General features: G+C 33.3%; 10 protein-coding genes. 8 read left to right on the plus strand and 2 right to left on the minus strand.

Annotated features, from left to right (window positions below; translation table 11 throughout):
- Positions 1 to 16: 16 nt before the first annotated feature.
- Entirely contained in the window at positions 17 to 3,115 is a 3,099-nt protein-coding gene (locus LPB88_RS04320) for a TonB-dependent receptor (RefSeq protein WP_230712806.1), read from the minus strand.
- Between the two features lie 712 nt (positions 3,116 to 3,827).
- On the opposite strand from LPB88_RS04320, the gene LPB88_RS04325 reads away from it, so the two are divergent.
- Entirely contained in the window at positions 3,828 to 4,466 is a 639-nt protein-coding gene (locus tag LPB88_RS04325) for a sugar-binding protein (protein ID WP_230712807.1), read from the plus strand.
- A gap of 251 nt (positions 4,467 to 4,717) precedes the next feature.
- Here the strand turns inward: LPB88_RS04325 and LPB88_RS04330 are convergent, their stop codons facing one another.
- Positions 4,718 to 5,758 carry a LacI family DNA-binding transcriptional regulator gene (locus tag LPB88_RS04330; protein WP_230712809.1) on the minus strand — a complete coding sequence of 347 codons (1,041 nt, stop codon included), beginning with the start codon at positions 5,756 to 5,758 and terminating at the stop codon, positions 4,718 to 4,720.
- A gap of 231 nt (positions 5,759 to 5,989) precedes the next feature.
- On the opposite strand from LPB88_RS04330, the gene LPB88_RS04335 reads away from it, so the two are divergent.
- The 7 genes from LPB88_RS04335 to yidC all read left to right on the plus strand — a co-directional run bounded on the left by LPB88_RS04335 (position 5,990) and on the right by yidC (position 16,101).
- Positions 5,990 to 7,081, plus strand: a complete 1,092-nt coding sequence (locus tag LPB88_RS04335) for a galactokinase family protein (RefSeq protein WP_230712811.1) — start codon at positions 5,990 to 5,992, stop codon at positions 7,079 to 7,081.
- Positions 7,082 to 7,090: 9 nt separating this feature from the next.
- The gene (locus LPB88_RS04340; protein WP_230712818.1) at positions 7,091 to 7,966 is read left to right on the plus strand and encodes a sugar phosphate nucleotidyltransferase; all 876 of its coding nucleotides are present in this window, start codon (positions 7,091 to 7,093) and stop codon (positions 7,964 to 7,966) included.
- A 183-nt stretch (positions 7,967 to 8,149) separates the two neighbouring features.
- Positions 8,150 to 9,529 (plus strand): sugar MFS transporter, encoded by a 1,380-nt coding sequence (locus LPB88_RS04345; protein WP_230712821.1) that lies wholly within the window; start codon positions 8,150 to 8,152, stop codon positions 9,527 to 9,529.
- A gap of 28 nt (positions 9,530 to 9,557) precedes the next feature.
- Complete coding sequence (nagB, locus tag LPB88_RS04350) at positions 9,558 to 11,486, plus strand: glucosamine-6-phosphate deaminase (protein ID WP_230712824.1); 1,929 nt, start codon at positions 9,558 to 9,560, stop codon at positions 11,484 to 11,486.
- Positions 11,487 to 11,713: 227 nt separating this feature from the next.
- Positions 11,714 to 11,947 (plus strand): DUF3820 family protein, encoded by a 234-nt coding sequence (locus LPB88_RS04355; protein WP_230712825.1) that lies wholly within the window; start codon positions 11,714 to 11,716, stop codon positions 11,945 to 11,947.
- 552 nt (positions 11,948 to 12,499) lie between these two features.
- The gene (locus tag LPB88_RS04360) at positions 12,500 to 14,113 is read left to right on the plus strand and encodes a CTP synthase (RefSeq protein WP_089352741.1); all 1,614 of its coding nucleotides are present in this window, start codon (positions 12,500 to 12,502) and stop codon (positions 14,111 to 14,113) included.
- An 80-nt stretch (positions 14,114 to 14,193) separates the two neighbouring features.
- Positions 14,194 to 16,101 (plus strand): membrane protein insertase YidC, encoded by a 1,908-nt coding sequence (gene yidC / locus LPB88_RS04365; RefSeq protein ID WP_230712827.1) that lies wholly within the window; start codon positions 14,194 to 14,196, stop codon positions 16,099 to 16,101.
- The last annotated feature ends 65 nt before the right edge of the window (positions 16,102 to 16,166 follow it).

Raw genomic sequence — 16,166 nt, forward strand, 5'->3', positions numbered from 1 at the left:
GTTATTGAAAAAGCTATTAATGAATTGCTATTTTAATTCCTAATATAAACGTTCTCGAAGCCGGGAAAGAGTTGAAATCAATTCCTCCGCCAAGGTTTTGTGCTCTGGCATTGGCTGTGTGGCCATTTATTTCAGGATCATTTCCGGAATAATTTGTAATAGTCAATAGATTTTGGCCTATAGCGTATAATCTTATGCTGTCAATAAATTTGGTTGGTTTTAAAAGACTTTCCGGAATAGAATATCCAATCGATAAGTTTTTAAGACGCAAATAAGAAGCATCTTCAACAAATTTTGAATTTACGTAACTTCCGTATGAACTTTTGTAATAACCATCTCTTGGAATATCGGTATTTTCATTTGTACCGGCAACCCAACGATTCAAGGCATCTGTACTAGTGCTTGATTCTCCAACCATCTTAGTCATATTGTAAACAGAGTAGTCAAGAGCGCCTTGGAAAAAGACGTTCACATCAAAATTTCCAAATCTAAAATCATTATTAAAACCAACAAGATAATGTGGAGTTGAATTTCCTAAATAAGTTCTGTCCTTAGCTGTAATCGCACCGTCACCATCTAAATCTTCATATTTAGGATCTCCGGGTTTAGATAATGGCTGTGGAGCATAAGTTTCTCCTGTTTTTAATACTCCGGCATATTTAAATCCGTATAATAATCCCATTTCTTTTCCAGGTTCCAATCTTGTAAATTCACGACCAGAAACAGTACCACTTGGGTTAGAAGTATTAACACTGATTATTTTAACATTATCTGCAAGTGCAACAACCTCTTGTTTATTGTACGCAACATTTAAAGATGTTCTCCAGTAGAATTTATCAGTTTTGAAATTTTCACTGCTTATACCCAATTCGATTCCTTTATTATCAACTGTACCGGAGTTAAGTGTTTGGGTATTGAATCCCCACCATCCTCCAACAGGTACATCCAAAAGTGCATCTGTCGTTCTTTTCTTGTAAACATCAATTGTAGCAGTAAGTCTGTCGTTAAAGAACCCCATATCTAAACCAATGTTGGTTTGAGCTTGTTGTTCCCATTTTAAATCAGGATTCGATAAATTTTTTGGTTCATTACCGCCTACAAAAGAGCCATCAGCAATAGTGACATTCCAAGGAGCAAGATTAGCAAAATATAAATAATCTAATATTCCATCACTTCCTGTAATACCATAACTTACTCTTAGTTTTAGTTCTGAAAGAGCCTCTAGATTTTGCATAAATGCCTCTTTTGAGATTCTCCACGCAACTGCTCCAGATGGAAATGTACCGTATTTGTTATTTGGACCAAAACGAGAAGAACCGTCACGTCTAATTGTAAATGAAGCTAAATATTTATCGTCAAAAGAATAGCTTAACCTTCCAAAATACGAAGTAAGTTTTGTTTCTTGTTTTTGAGTTTCAGGCTTTAAATAAACAGAAGCACTTTCAAGATTGTAATACGTTAGTATATCATTCGCAAAACCAGAACCAGATGCTTTCATTCTTTCGTAAGTATCTTTTTGGTTTGATGTTCCAACCATTGCTGTAAAAGAATGCTGTTCTTTAATATTGAACTTATAAGTTAAATATTGTTCTGTAGTCCATCTAAAATAAGTTTTGTTTTCCTCAGATCCAGTACCGTTTAGTGCTGCTCCCGCAACAAGAGTTCGCGGAGTATATTTGCCCTGAATGTTTTCTTGCCATTCTGCACCAGCGCCAAAATGGTATGTTAAACCTTTGATGATTTCATAATCCAAAAACATGTTTCCATTGACTAACCTGTTGATGGTATGATCTGTTGGTTCCAGTAAAAGTGCCAAAGCGTTATCTTTTCCTTGATATTTGTAGTACGAACCGTCAGCATTATAAATAGGAATTGCCGGTGGTGCTGTCTGGATAGAAAACATTGGAGATAAAATATTGTCACCAAAATCACTGTTGTGACCTTCGCTTGCAGCACCATATACATTGGTTCCTACCGTTACTTTGTCACTAAATTTTTTCTCAGCTCCAATACGAACAGTATATCGTGTGAAATCAGTATTTTCTATTGCTCCGGTTTGTTTTAGATAATTCCCGGATAAGAAAAATTTAGATGTTTTATCGCTTCCGCTAAAAGTAAGCGTTCTGTTTAATACTTCACCCGGACGAGTGGCAGCATCAAACCAATTGGTATTAGCAATTGGGAAACTTGCTGGAAAAACTGCCGGTCTGCCATTTTCAGCAGCGATCGCATTTTGAATAGAGGCATATTGTTGCCCATTTAACAATGATGGTTCCTGAATAATGTTTTGAAAACCGTCTGAAATTTCACCTTCAATCTGCATTTTACCTGATTTACCTTTTTTGGTAGTAATCATAATAACTCCATTTCCTCCTCTTGAACCATAAATTGCTGTTGAAGCGGCATCTTTAAGAATCTGGATGCTTTCGATATCATTTGGGCTAATAGATGCTCCGGTGCTTGTAATAAATCCGTCGACTACATACAATGGAGCATTTGAGGTAGTAATTGAGTTTCCTCCTCTAATAACTATAGTTGGGCTGGTTCCAGGTGCATAACTATTTTGTTGTACCTGAACTCCTGATGCACGTCCTTGTAGCGCTTGTCCAACATTCGAAACGGTTCCACCTAAGTTCAAATTGTCTTTTCCAACAGAACTTACAGAACCGGTAAGATCTTTTTTCTTGGCTTTTCCGTATCCAATTACAATTTCCTCTAATTTTTGTCCTGCCTCTTTCATGACAATTTTTAGTGGAGCACTTCCTATTGTTACTTCCTGATCTTCCATACCAATATAAGTTATAATAAGTTTGGTCGCATTATCAGGAACTGTAATTGCAAAACTTCCGTCAACATCAGTCTGAACACCTTTAGTTGTTCCTTTCACTACTATGTTTGCACCTGGTAATGGAAGTCCGTTTTGATCCGTTACTTTACCTTTTACCGTTTTTTCAAAAAACAGCACAACGTTGTTTTTTGTTGATGTATTTATCGATGAAGCTGCTGAAGCCTGAAACGTTAAAGCTAATAAGGAAAGAATCGTGAGTTTAATTTCTTTATTGGATACATTTTTAATCCGAAAATCCCTTGGCTTTTTTTGGGTTAATAATTTCATACTAAAATTGGTTTTGGTTAATGATTAATTTGTTTTTTCTTGTTTGTAGGTTTTAGATTTCTTTTTTGATCTGAAAAATTTACTGTCTCTTTTTATTTGGTTTTAAATGGAGTTATTTTCTTTTTAAAACAGTCGTTTCATTTTTGCTTTAATTGAAGGCTGTTTTGCCGACTTTTCTTCCATTTTTGATGGCCAAAAACGCTTAATTTTTTTCTTAATTAACTTAGTTTTAAGATTAATACTTGACGAAACTATAGATTATATTTTTATAAAACAAGAAAAAACACAAAAAATGTGCTCGAACACACAAAATTTATGTTCTCGAGCACATAAAATTATGCAAAACGTTTTTTTTGACATAAAATGATGTGATTACTATAAAATGTTTTGGGAATAATAGCTCCTCTATATTTGAGGTTATTTTAGGTCAAATTGTTATTTATATGAATTATAAATATAGTTTTTGTGAAATCTTGTGAATTTCGTAATCTAGAGATCTAATTTATAATAATTAAACAGGCTTTTCTTATGGATTTATTTAACAGAAAAATTGATTTTAACTGATTTTATTTTATTAAAAAAGTAACTGCTTTTTTATGAACTTTTAAACTATATTAGTCCTTCTGAAAAACATCAAAAACGTGTGCCGCATTTTAGGGTATTTTCAATTTTTAGAAAAATAAAAAATTAACAAAATTTAAGAGTCAAAATTGTGAAAGAATATCAAGTAGTTTTAATATATAAAAATCAGAAAAGTTCGGCTGAAATTTTAGATTTGGCTTTGTGGGAAAAAGCAAATTGTTTAACTGATTTTTCTTCACCCTGGAAAAATGATTCTTTTTCTAAAATAGAATTCAGAGCACTTTGGGATCTTGAGAATCTCTTTTTTAATTTCAGGGTTTTTGATACCGCTATTTATATCGATAGAAAAGACGATAGTTTTGACAGTATTGGAAACTCTGATAGAGTAGAGCTTTTCTTTCGTGCAAACGATTCCTTAAACCCTTATTATTGCCTTGAAATGGACACTGCAGCCAGAATAATGGATTTTGAAGCACGACCAAATAAAGATTTCGATTTTAACTGGAAATGGCCTAAAAAGGATATAGAAGTAAAAGCTTCAAAAGATAAAACTTCATTTACAGTTGAAGGCCGAATTAGTATTCAGTCCTTAGATGATTTAAATTTAATTCAGAATAATACAATCGAAGCGGGAGTTTTTAGAGCAAAATTTTCTCTGGTCGAAAATCTGCAATACGACGCAATCTGGATTTCGTGGGTAAATCCAAATACCGATACGCCTAATTTTCACATCGCTTCTTCTTTCGGGAAATTTATTTTAATGAAATAGGTTTTTGGGAAAGGAGCAAAGGTACAGAGTAGCAAAGGAACAAAGGTTTTGCCCGCGGATTTTGCGGATTGAACGAGTTTTCGCTGGTTTTTTTGTACAAAATTTAATAAAAAATCTGTGTAAATCTGCTAAATCTGCGAGCAAGCTTTTATCACACAGGTAAAAAATAAATCTGCGAAAACTCGTTCAATCCGCAAAATCCGCGGGCCATTTATAAACTTAGCGTCTTTGTGCCTTCGTGGCAAACCAAACTAAGAAATGTAAAATGAAGCATTCTCCACATTAATAATATCAATAGGAAGTAAAATTGTTTCCGGAATATCTTTGCGGAATAAAAAATGCTCAACTAAAGTACTTACGCCAAGATAAGCTTGTCTTTTTTGATTTTGGTGAATTAAAAAATGAACCAATCCCTGGTTTAAGAAGTTTACATTCTTCTCGACCAAATCGTAACCAATAATCGCAATCTTTTTATCTTTTAAAGAAGATAGGATAGAAGCAATTTGATAGGCTTTTGAAGTTGTAATGAAAATTCCTTTCAAGTTTGGGTTCTCCTCCAGAAAAGCCGAAAACTTAGTTTCAACATTTGGATGTTTTAATTTTAGAGTTGTCAGTGAAAAGGCAGAGGTGTTTTTTTCGTTAAAGTAACTTCTGAAGCCTTTTTCCTTTTCCTGCATGTGAACAGCATTTTTAAGGCTTTCGTCAATATGTATAATTGCAATTTGACCATCGCTTAAAATCAGGTTCATTAAACTCGCAGCCACGCGACCACTTTTATACAAATCCTGTCCAACAAAACTTTTGATGGATTTACCTTCGATTTGATTGTTAAAAGTATTCACTATAATATTCAATTCGTCGTATTGTTTTAATACTTCGAGTGTTTCTTTATAGAAAAATGGAGCAAGCAAAACAGCGTCAGGAGATTTCTTGATAATGTTTTCGTTTGCATTTAAAAATGATTTAGTGCTTTCCGGATTAAAATAATGCGTTTCAATAACCACACTATAAGCTTTAAACTCCGTTATTGCTTCCTGAATTCCGTTTACACAAGGAAGCCAGTAAGAGTCAATTTCCGGATCCGGAAGTAAAACACAAATTCTGTAAATTTTTGTGTTTTTTAAATTTCGGGCAATTAAGTTCGGCTGATAGTCGATAACGTTCAGAACTTCGTTTATTTTATCTAAAGCTGCCGGAGATACTTTTCCTCTATTGTGCAAAACGCGGTCAACAGTTCCTTTAGAAACTCCAGCCATTTTTGCTATATCCTTAATTGTGTACTTTTTATCCATATAAGCAAATATAGAAACTTTGATTTAATTATTTTAAAAATCCTTTAATAATTATTTAGTGTGCTCGAGAACATTTATTTAGTGTGTTCGAGCACATTTTTTGTTTTTTTCTTGTTTTATAAAAATATAATCTATAGTTTCGTAGAATTAAAACCAGAAAACTAAAATAAATCTTTAATCAATTTACATTGTAATTTATTGTTTTACAGTGTTTTATTATATAAATTTCAAGTGAAAAAAATTACTTCATTAGCCCCAGGTCGAACATGTCTCTTTGGAGATCATCAAGATTATTTAGGATTGCCGGTTATAGCCTGTGCAATTGATCGAGATATTAAACTAACTGCCGAACAAAACGAAACCAATACATTTGTTCTGAATATGATTGATATTGACGAAATTCGTATCATTGATATTGATGCAACTTTCGATAAATTAGAGCCAAGAGATTATTTTGCCTCTTCATTGCGTGTACTACGCAGATATGGTTGTGTACCAAATGGAGGTTACAATATCACAATTACCGGAGATATTCCAATTAATTCTGGAACATCAAGTTCATCGGCGTTATTAATGGCGTGGATTCGGTTTTTAATTACCGCTTTTGGAGTTGATCATGAAGTAACACCAGAATTTATTTCGAAAATTGGGTACGAATCTGAGGTTTTAGAACACGGAGAACCAGGCGGAATGATGGACCATTTTAGTATTGGAGCTGGAAATATTGTTTATATAAATACAAAAGATCCTTTCTCATACAAAATTATCGGAACAGAATTAAAAGGTTTAATTACAGGAGTTTCCGGAGTTCCAAAAGAAACCATTGGATTGCTTGGTGAGGTAAAAGGAAATGCTTTAATGTCTATTGGAATTGTCAAGCAAAATTTCCCTGATTTTGATTTACATTCTTCTAAAATAGAAGATATAGATCGTTATAGAAACTGCTTGCCAGACCGATTGATTCCGTTTTTTGAAGCCGCTTTAAAAAATTATCACTATACCAAAGAAGCTTTAAAAGAGTTCGAAAAACCAGTTTTAGATCTTAAAAAAATAGGCGAATTAATGAATCTGCATCACGAAGTTTTGCGTGATTTATTAAAAATTACAGTTCCACGAATTGATGATATGATCAATGCGGCTTTGCGAGCTGGTGCTTACGGAGCTAAAATTGTAGGCTCAGGCGGCGGCGGAAGTATTGTTGTCATTGCAGATCCCAAAAAAGAAGATTTGGTAATCGAAGCTATTTTAAAAGCAGGAGCTCAGGAAGCTTATGCTGTATCTGTAGATCCGGGCGTTAGAGTTATTGAAAATATTGAAATTTAAAAAATAAGTATGCACAACAATTTAGTTATTCTTGCGGGTGGAGCATCTTCCCGCATGAAAAAAGAAGCAGTTTTAGATAATTTATCTCCTGAAGAAATTGCTCAGGCAAATGAAAGAAGTAAAGGTTTAATAGGTGTTGGCGCAAGCGGAAGACCTTTATTAGATTATCTTTTACTGAATGCTAAAAAAGCGGGATATAAAAACATCTACATTATTATTGGTGAACAAGGGGAGTTGTTTAAAGAGTTTTACGGAAGCCAGAATGTCAATAATGATTTTCACGGACTTACTATTTCATTTGCCGTACAATATATTCCCGAAGGTAGGGTAAAACCATTTGGTACTGCTGATGCTTTGTTTCAGGCCGTAGAACAATTTCCAGAGTTAAATTTTCAGCAATATTCTGTTTGTAACAGCGATAATTTATATTCGGCGGAAGCCTTACTGGCACTTAGAGAAACCAAAAGCTCAAATGCTTTTATTGCTTATGATCGTGACGCATTGGAATTCCCTTCTGAAAGAATTTCGCGTTTTGCTATTGCCAAATTGGATAAAAACAATCAGTTATTAGACATTTTAGAAAAACCTTCGGCAGATGTTTTAAACGATTATAAAGATGTTGAAGAGAAAATAAGAGTGAGTATGAATGCTTTTAAATTTAACGGAAGCACTTTATATACACATCTTAAAAATTGCCCGGTTCATCCTGAAAGAGATGAAAAAGAATTGCCAACAGTACTATTAAATTCGGTAAAAGAAAATCCAAAGACAACCTTGGGAATTCCGTTTTCAGAACACGTTCCGGATCTAACTGCAAAAGAAGATATTGCAGATGTAAAAGAGTATTTAAAGAAATATTATCCCGTTTTGGACTGGGACAACTAAAAAAAATTAACAAAAAATTGATATCTAATTTACGGATAAGTATAACTTATTAGACTATTTTTGTTTTGAAATTGCAAAAAAAATGCATTAATCTGTGTTTTAATTGCGATATATTTGCAAAAAAGTTGATGCTATTTTAGATTGAGAAAACCACTAATCTATTAACAATCAACCAAAAGTATTATGTCAAACATTGAAAGTGCATTACATATAGACAAGAGGAGTACTATTATTCCGATGATAATCTTAACTGCATTATTTTTTATTCTGGGTTTTGTAACCTGGTTAAACGGACCATTAATTCCATTTTTTCAATTGGCGTGTGAGTTGACCTCTTCTCAGGCTTATTTTGTAACTTTTGCTTTTTATATTGCCTATTTTGTAATGGCAGTTCCATCATCTTGGGTAATTGAAAAAGTAGGGTATAAAAATGGTATTTCATTAGGATTATTAATCATTGCAGCCGGAGCATTTATGTTCTATCCAGCAGCCGAAAGTAGAACTTTTTTATTATTTTTGATTGCTTTATTTGTAATGGGAACTGGTTTGGCAATTTTGCAGACAGCCTCGAATCCTTATGTAGTTGTTATTGGTCCAAGAGAAAGTGCTGCTGCGAGAATTAGTGTTTTAGGAATTGCCAATAAATTAGCCGGATTTGTAGCGCCACTGATATTGACAGCTTTGGTTTTGTCTAATATGCAGGAGTTTACAGCAGATAAAATTGCGTTGCTGGATTCAGTTTCAAAAACAAACGCTCTAAATTCACTTGCATTACAATTGCAAAGACCATATCTTTATATGGGATTGATTATTATGGTTTTGGCGTTGATGGTAAAGCTGTCGCCGCTTCCTGAAATCGATTTGGATGAAGACGGAAATGTAACGCATTTGAGTATTTTTAAGCAAATCAGAAACGCATTCAGACGTCCGCAATTGGTTTTAGGTGTAATTACTTTAATGTTGTATTTGGCTGCCGAAGTTTTAGCCGGAGATTCAATTGGAGGTTTCGGAAAAGAACTTGGAGTATATGGAACAGAAGGGAATTTTTATTTAAAATTAACCTCTTTCACAATGTCAGCAATGGTTGTGGGGTATATATTAGGAATCACATTAATACCTAAATATGTTTCGCAAGTTACAGCCTTGAAAGCGTCAGGAGTTTTGGGTTTAATTTTAGTATTGGCAATAGTTTTGATTTCGCCAAAAATAATGATTCAGTTGCCTGGAATTCCAAACTTGCCAGTTGTATTGCTTTTAGTAGCATTACTTGGTTTGGCAAATGCACTTTGTTGGCCCGCAATTTGGCCAATGGCATTAGAAGATTTAGGAGGATATACTAAAATTGCAAGCGCAATTTTGATCATGGGAATCATTGGAGGAGCTATTTTTCCTTTGTTTTACGGAATGATCACAGAAAATATTAACGCATCAAATATTGCAAACGGAACCGCAGCAATTTCAAAAAGCGGAAATCAGATTGCGTATTTAATGTTGTTGCCATCTTATTTAATGATTCTTTTTTATGCTGTAAAAGGTCATAAATACCGAAGTTGGAAAATTTAACTAGAGAAATTAAAAAAAAGACTATACCATGTTAAAAAGTAAAATCGACAAAGCAACGGGGTTCGAGAAACGATTCGAAAACATCAATACAGTTGTTTTTGAAAATTCAAATGATGCTTCAAAAGCGGTTGCTCAGGAAATTGCAGCTTTAATTCAATCCAAACAAAAAGAAAACAAGCCTTGTATTTTAGGTTTAGCAACCGGTTCTTCTCCAAAAGGATTATATGCAGAATTAGTACGTTTGCATAAAGAAGAAGGTTTAAGTTTTAAGAACGTAATTAGTTTTAATTTGGATGAATATTATCCAATGGAACCAAATTCTATCAACAGTTATGTTCGTTTTATGAAAGAATTACTGTTTGATCATGTCGATATTTTACCTGAAAACGCTCATGTTCCCGACGGACTTTTAACAAAAGAACAAATTGCAGATTATTGCCACGATTATGAAGCTAAAATCGAAGCTTTAGGCGGAATTGATCTTCAAATTCTTGGAATTGGTGGTAACGGACATATTGGTTTTAATGAGTCTGGATCGTTACAAAACTCTAAAACTCGTTTAGTAGCTTTAGATCACATTACGAGAGTTGCGGCAAGTAAAGATTTCTTCGGTTTAAGCAATACACCAAGAACAGCAATCACGCTTGGAGTAAAGAAAATTATGGAAGCAAAACAAGTTATTTTAATGGCTTGGGGAGAAGGAAAAGCAAATATTGTAAAAAAATCTGTAGAAGACGAAGTTACAAATCGCGTACCTGCTTCATTTTTGCAAGAGCATAATAATGCTGTTTTTATTTTAGATAAAGAAGCTTCTTCAAAACTAACCAGAATCAACAAACCTTGGTTGGTAGAAAAAGTAATCTGGACAGATAAATTAACCCGTAAAGCGGTTTTAGGATTGGCACTTCAGCTTAAAAAACCAATTTTAATGCTTACAGATGCAGATTATATCGAACACGGAATGAGCGATTTATTGGCAGATTCTGGTCCGGCTTACGATATCAATATTAAAATATTCAATAAATTGCAAAATACAATTACAGGTTGGCCAGGTGGAAAACCAAATTCAGATGATACAAATCGTCCGGAAAGAGCAGAGCCGGCAAGAAAACGTGTGTTGATTTTTAGCCCGCACCCTGATGATGATATCATTAGTATGGGAGGGACTTTCATGCGTTTGCAAGAGCAAGGACATGAAGTGCATGTAGCATACCAAACTTCTGGAAATATCGCTGTAGCGGATGATGAAGCATTGCGTTTTGCAAGATTCGTAATTGATTACAACGAGAAATTCGGAATCAAAAGTGCTGAAGCAGATAACATCTACCAAAAAGCAGCTACTTTTTTAATTAATAAAAAGAACAGCGAAATTGATATTCCTGAAGTGCGTTACATTAAAGGATTAATCAGAAAAGGAGAGGCGAGAGCAACAAGTCACTTTGTTGGTTTAACAGACGATCAGATTCATTTTATGGAATTACCTTTCTATGAAACGGGAACTATCGAGAAAAAGCCAATCGGAAAAGAAGATATTCAGTTGACGATGGATTTAATTGAAAAAATTAAACCACACCAAATCTACGCTGCAGGAGATTTAGCAGATCCACACGGAACGCATAAAGTTTGTCTGGATGCTATTTTTGAAGCTGTAAAAGCTTTAAAACCTAAATCATTTATGGATGATTGTTGGTTATGGTTGTACCGCGGGGCTTGGCAGGAATGGGGAATTGATGAAGTCGAAATGGCTGTACCAATGAGCCCGGATCAGGTTTTGGCTAAACGTCACGGAATCTTTAAACACCAATCTCAAAAAGACGGAGTTGTTTTTCAAGGAACCGATGCCAGAGAATTTTGGCAAAGAGCCGAAGACAGAAATGCTGAAACGGCTGCTTTGTATCAACAATTAGGTTTGGCAACGTATGCTGCGATGGAAGCTTTCGTAAGATGGCACTACTAAAAAGCTACTAAGATTCTTAGTTGCTAAGTCACTAAGATTATTTAGCATTTGAAAATATTCGCCACGAATTCACGAATTATATTTAAAACTAATTCGTGAATTTGTGGCGATTTTTTTTAATCTTTAGCAAAAAAATAAAAAATAAGAATAGCTTTGCATCAACAAGAAGCAAGAAAAAAGAATCAATCTATATTCTTTTCTCTTGCTTCTTTCTTCTTTAAAAAAAAATGGAACCAGACAAAAAACTTCTCATAAAATTAGCTCATACCAAAATGCCTTTCGGAAAATACGAAGGATGGTTTTTAATCGATTTACCAGAATATTATGTCGTTTGGTATCACAATAAAGGCTTTCCAAAAGGGGAATTAGGGCAGCAATTAGCGCTTGTTTACGAATTAAAATTAAACGGACTGGAAGAATTAATTCGGAACATTAAAAAACAATATCCAAAACCAAATTAAAAATAGTAAGAAAAATCTTTGGCGATATCGTTTTTTTTATTTAAGTTTGATATATAAAAATATTACAATTTTTAAAAACTAATTGATACCACAGAATTCAAGACTGAATTTATTAATGTGTACAAGTCAATATTTTGAAATTCTAATATTTGAAACATAAAAATATTATAATTTTTAAAAACAAATTGACACCACAGAATTCCAGCCTGAATTCGTAAATGTGTACAAGTCGATGTTTTAAAATTATAATATTTTTTTTTGGTTAAAACTTACCTCTATAAGAATTGATATTAGTTATTGATACCAAATAATCTCCTTGTTTTTGCATTTGTCCTTTTACTAAACGATATTTGAAAGATTATTTTATATTCAGTAATAAGAGTATTCTTCAAAAATAATCCTAATAAAAGCTTAAAATTATCGATTACAAAACCAAGTAATCGATCTAATTAAAAATTTGCAAATTATCTCATTCTCTAATTGATAAATTATCTAATTAAATTTGTACTTTTGCCAAGTTTTTTACACAACTACAATACAAACAACAACAGAATGAATCAAACAAAATATATTTTTGTTACAGGCGGTGTGACTTCTTCATTAGGAAAAGGAATTATCGCGGCATCTTTAGCAAAATTGTTACAAGGAAGAGGATACCGTACAACTATTCAAAAATTTGATCCGTACATAAATGTAGATCCAGGTACGTTAAATCCGTATGAGCACGGAGAATGTTATGTAACAGATGATGGTGCTGAAACAGATTTAGATTTAGGTCACTACGAGCGTTTCCTGAATGTTCCTACTTCTCAGGCAAATAACGTTACTACAGGAAGAGTTTATCTTTCGGTTATTGAAAAAGAAAGAAGAGGAGAGTTTTTAGGCAAAACAGTTCAGGTTGTTCCTCATATTACAAACGAAATCAAAGACAGAATGCAATTGCTGGGTAAATCTGGTGATTATGATATTGTTATTACTGAAATTGGTGGAACTGTTGGTGATATTGAATCATTACCTTATATAGAGTCTGTTCGTCAATTAGTTTGGGAATTAGGTGAAAATAACGGAATCGTTATTCATTTAACATTAGTTCCTTATTTGGCTGCTGCGGGTGAGTTAAAAACAAAACCAACACAGCACTCGGTAAAAACTTTGATGGAAAGCGGTATCAAAGCAGATATTTTGGTTTGTAGAACTGAGCACGAATTGTCTCAGGAATTACGTCAAAAACTTGCTTTGTTTTGCAATGTTAAAAAAGAAGCAGTTATTCAGTCAATTGATGCTTCAACAATATACGAAGTTCCAAATTTAATGCTTGAAGAAGGATTAGATGTTGTGGCTTTGAAAAAATTAGATTTACCTAAAAAAGCATCTCCGGATTTAAAGAACTGGAATACTTTCTTACGCAGATTAAAAAATCCAAAACATACTGTAAATATTGGTTTGATTGGAAAATATGTAGAAATGCAGGATTGTTACAAATCTATTTTAGAGGCGTTCATTCATGCAGGTGCTGCAAACGAAACCAAAGTAAATGTAATTTCTATTCATTCAGAGCATATTAATATTGATAATATTGCTGAGAAATTAAGTGGTCTGGATGGAGTTTTAGTAGCTCCTGGTTTTGGAGAAAGAGGTATTGAAGGAAAAATTGAAGCAGTTCGTTATGCACGTGAAAACAATATTCCATTCTTCGGAATTTGTTTAGGAATGCAAATGTCTGTTATTGAATATTCAAGAAATATTTTAGGTTATACTGATGCGAATTCTACTGAGATGAATGATAAAACGTCTCATCCGGTTGTGAATTTGATGGAAGAGCAAAAAACAATTACTGATAAAGGTGGAACAATGCGTCTTGGTGCTTGGAAATGTGATATTAAACCAAACACTTTAGCGTATAAAATTTACGGTCAAAAAACGATCTCAGAGCGTCACCGTCACCGTTATGAGTACAACAATAAATATGCTGATGAATTACAAAAAGCAGGTTTAAAAGCTTCTGGAGTAAATCCTGATACAGGTTTAGTAGAAATCGTAGAGCTTGAAAATCACCCGTTTTTCATTGGTGTTCAATACCACCCTGAATACAAAAGTACAGTGGCAAACCCACATCCAATTTTTGTAAACTTTGTGGCTGCTGCAGTAAATGCGCACAAAAAATAATAATTAATATTCTAAAGGATGTAACTTTTGAGTCAAACTCATTACTAATAGTCTTTAATGAATAACTTTTTTAAATTATAATGGAAGAAAAAAAATTTGATCTTAATTCAATCATTGGTTTTGTATTGATATTTGGAATTTTGATTTGGATTATGTACCAAAATCAGCCTTCTGATAAAGAGATTGCTGCTGAAAAAGCTAAAAAAGAATTAGTTGCTAAACAAGAAGCACAAGCTAAAGCGGATAAAACTAAAACAGCTGTTTTACCAATTGCTGCAGCTACAACTCCTGGCGATACAGTTCAATTGGCACAATTGCAAAAAACATTAGGTGGTTTTGCTTATTCAGCGACACTTCCTTCTGCAAAAGAAGCTTTCACAACTATCGAAAACGAAAAGATGATACTTAAAATCGCTAATAAAGGTGGTTATATAGTTGAAGCTAAGTTGAAAGAATTCAAAAGATTTGAGAAAAATTCTGGGCAATTAGTTGAATTGATTAAAGATAATAATGCGAATCTAAACATTCAATTACAAACTACAGATAACAGAACTTTAAATTCTAAAGATTTATTTTTTGAACCAACTTTGACAAAAAATGGTGCAGACCAAATTTTGACAATGCGTTTGAAAGCTGGTGCTAACGAATTCTTAGAATACAAATATGTATTGAAACCAAACGATTATTTAGTTGGTTTTGATATTCGTTCTCAAGGATTGAATAAAGTTTTAAATTCATCTAAGCCATTAGATTTAGTTTGGGATTTGAAAACGAACAGAAATGAAAAAAGTGTTTCTATCGAAAAACGTTTTGCTCAAATTGAATATGAATATGGTGATGAAAAATACAGTTCAGTAAGTCATGGTGTAGGAAAAGAAGATACTCCTGCAAAAGTGAGTTATGTAGCTTTTAAACAACACTTTTTCACCACTATTTTATCAACTGATAAACCATTTGAAAGATCTAAATTACAATCTGACGATTTAGTGAAAGATGAAAATATTGATACCACTTATATTAAACAATTTAAAGCAACTGTTCCTTTAGCTTTTTCTAATGGAGAGGTAGATTATAAAATGAGTTGGTATTTTGGACCAGCTGATTATAAAACTTTAAAAGCATACGATAAAAACTTCGAAAAAATTATTCCATTAGGTTGGGGAATTTTCGGATGGATTAACAAATGGATTTTCATTCCGTTATTCGGATTCTTGAGTTCTACTATTGGATTGTCATTAGGAATTGCGATTATCATTTTTACAATTATTATCAAATTGGCTATGTCGCCAATTACATATAAGTCTTTCTTGTCACAGGCTAAAATGAAAGTTTTACGTCCGGAGATTACAGAGTTGGGAGAAAAATTCAAAAAAGACCCAATGAAGAAACAACAAGAGACAATGAAGTTGTACAACAAAGCAGGAGTAAACCCAATGGCAGGATGTATCCCGGCATTGATTCAGCTTCCGTTTATGTATGCATCATTCCAGTTCTTCCCATCTGCTTTTGAGTTAAGACAAAAAGGTTTCCTTTGGGCAGACGATTTATCATCTTTTGATGCTGTTGTAAAATTACCATTCCACATTCCGTTGTATGGAGATCATATCAGTTTGTTCCCAATTATGGCAGCAATTGCGATTTTCTTCTACATGAAAATGACTTCTGGAGATCAGCAAATGGCTGCGCCTCAGCAAGAAGGTATGCCGGATATGGCGAAAATGATGAAAATCATGATTTATGTTTCGCCATTAATGATGTTAATTTTCTTCAATAGTTATGGTGCAGGTTTGAGTTTGTATAACTTTATTTCAAACTTAATTACAATTGGAATTATGTTTGTAATCAAAAATTATATTGTTGATACAGATAAAATTCATGCTCAAATTCAAGAGAATAAATTAAAAGAGCCTAAAAAACAAAGCAAGTTTCAACAACGTCTTCAGGAAGTTATGGAGCAACAAGAAGCTGCAAAAGGTAAAAAGAAATAAAAAGTAAAAAAATCTCGAGTCATCGGGATTTTTTTATATCTAAATTATACTTTATGAAAAGCATT

The sequence above is a fragment of the Flavobacterium sp. JAS genome (assembly GCF_020991455.1).
In the GTDB taxonomy this organism is placed as follows: Bacteria; Bacteroidota; Bacteroidia; order Flavobacteriales; family Flavobacteriaceae; genus Flavobacterium.

Excerpts from the sequence above, each read along its gene's own strand:
- LPB88_RS04360 (WP_089352741.1), top strand. The coding sequence starts at position 12,500 with ATGAATCAAACAAAATATATTTTTGTTACAGGCGGTGTGACTTCTTCA.
- LPB88_RS04345 (WP_230712821.1), top strand. The coding sequence starts at position 8,150 with ATGTCAAACATTGAAAGTGCATTACATATAGACAAGAGGAGTACTATT.
- LPB88_RS04340 (WP_230712818.1), top strand. The coding sequence starts at position 7,091 with ATGCACAACAATTTAGTTATTCTTGCGGGTGGAGCATCTTCCCGCATG.
- LPB88_RS04355 (WP_230712825.1), top strand. The coding sequence starts at position 11,714 with ATGGAACCAGACAAAAAACTTCTCATAAAATTAGCTCATACCAAAATG.
- nagB (WP_230712824.1), top strand. The coding sequence starts at position 9,558 with ATGTTAAAAAGTAAAATCGACAAAGCAACGGGGTTCGAGAAACGATTC.
- LPB88_RS04320 (WP_230712806.1), bottom strand. The coding sequence starts at position 3,115 with ATGAAATTATTAACCCAAAAAAAGCCAAGGGATTTTCGGATTAAAAAT.
- LPB88_RS04330 (WP_230712809.1), bottom strand. The coding sequence starts at position 5,758 with ATGGATAAAAAGTACACAATTAAGGATATAGCAAAAATGGCTGGAGTT.
- yidC (WP_230712827.1), top strand. The coding sequence starts at position 14,194 with ATGGAAGAAAAAAAATTTGATCTTAATTCAATCATTGGTTTTGTATTG.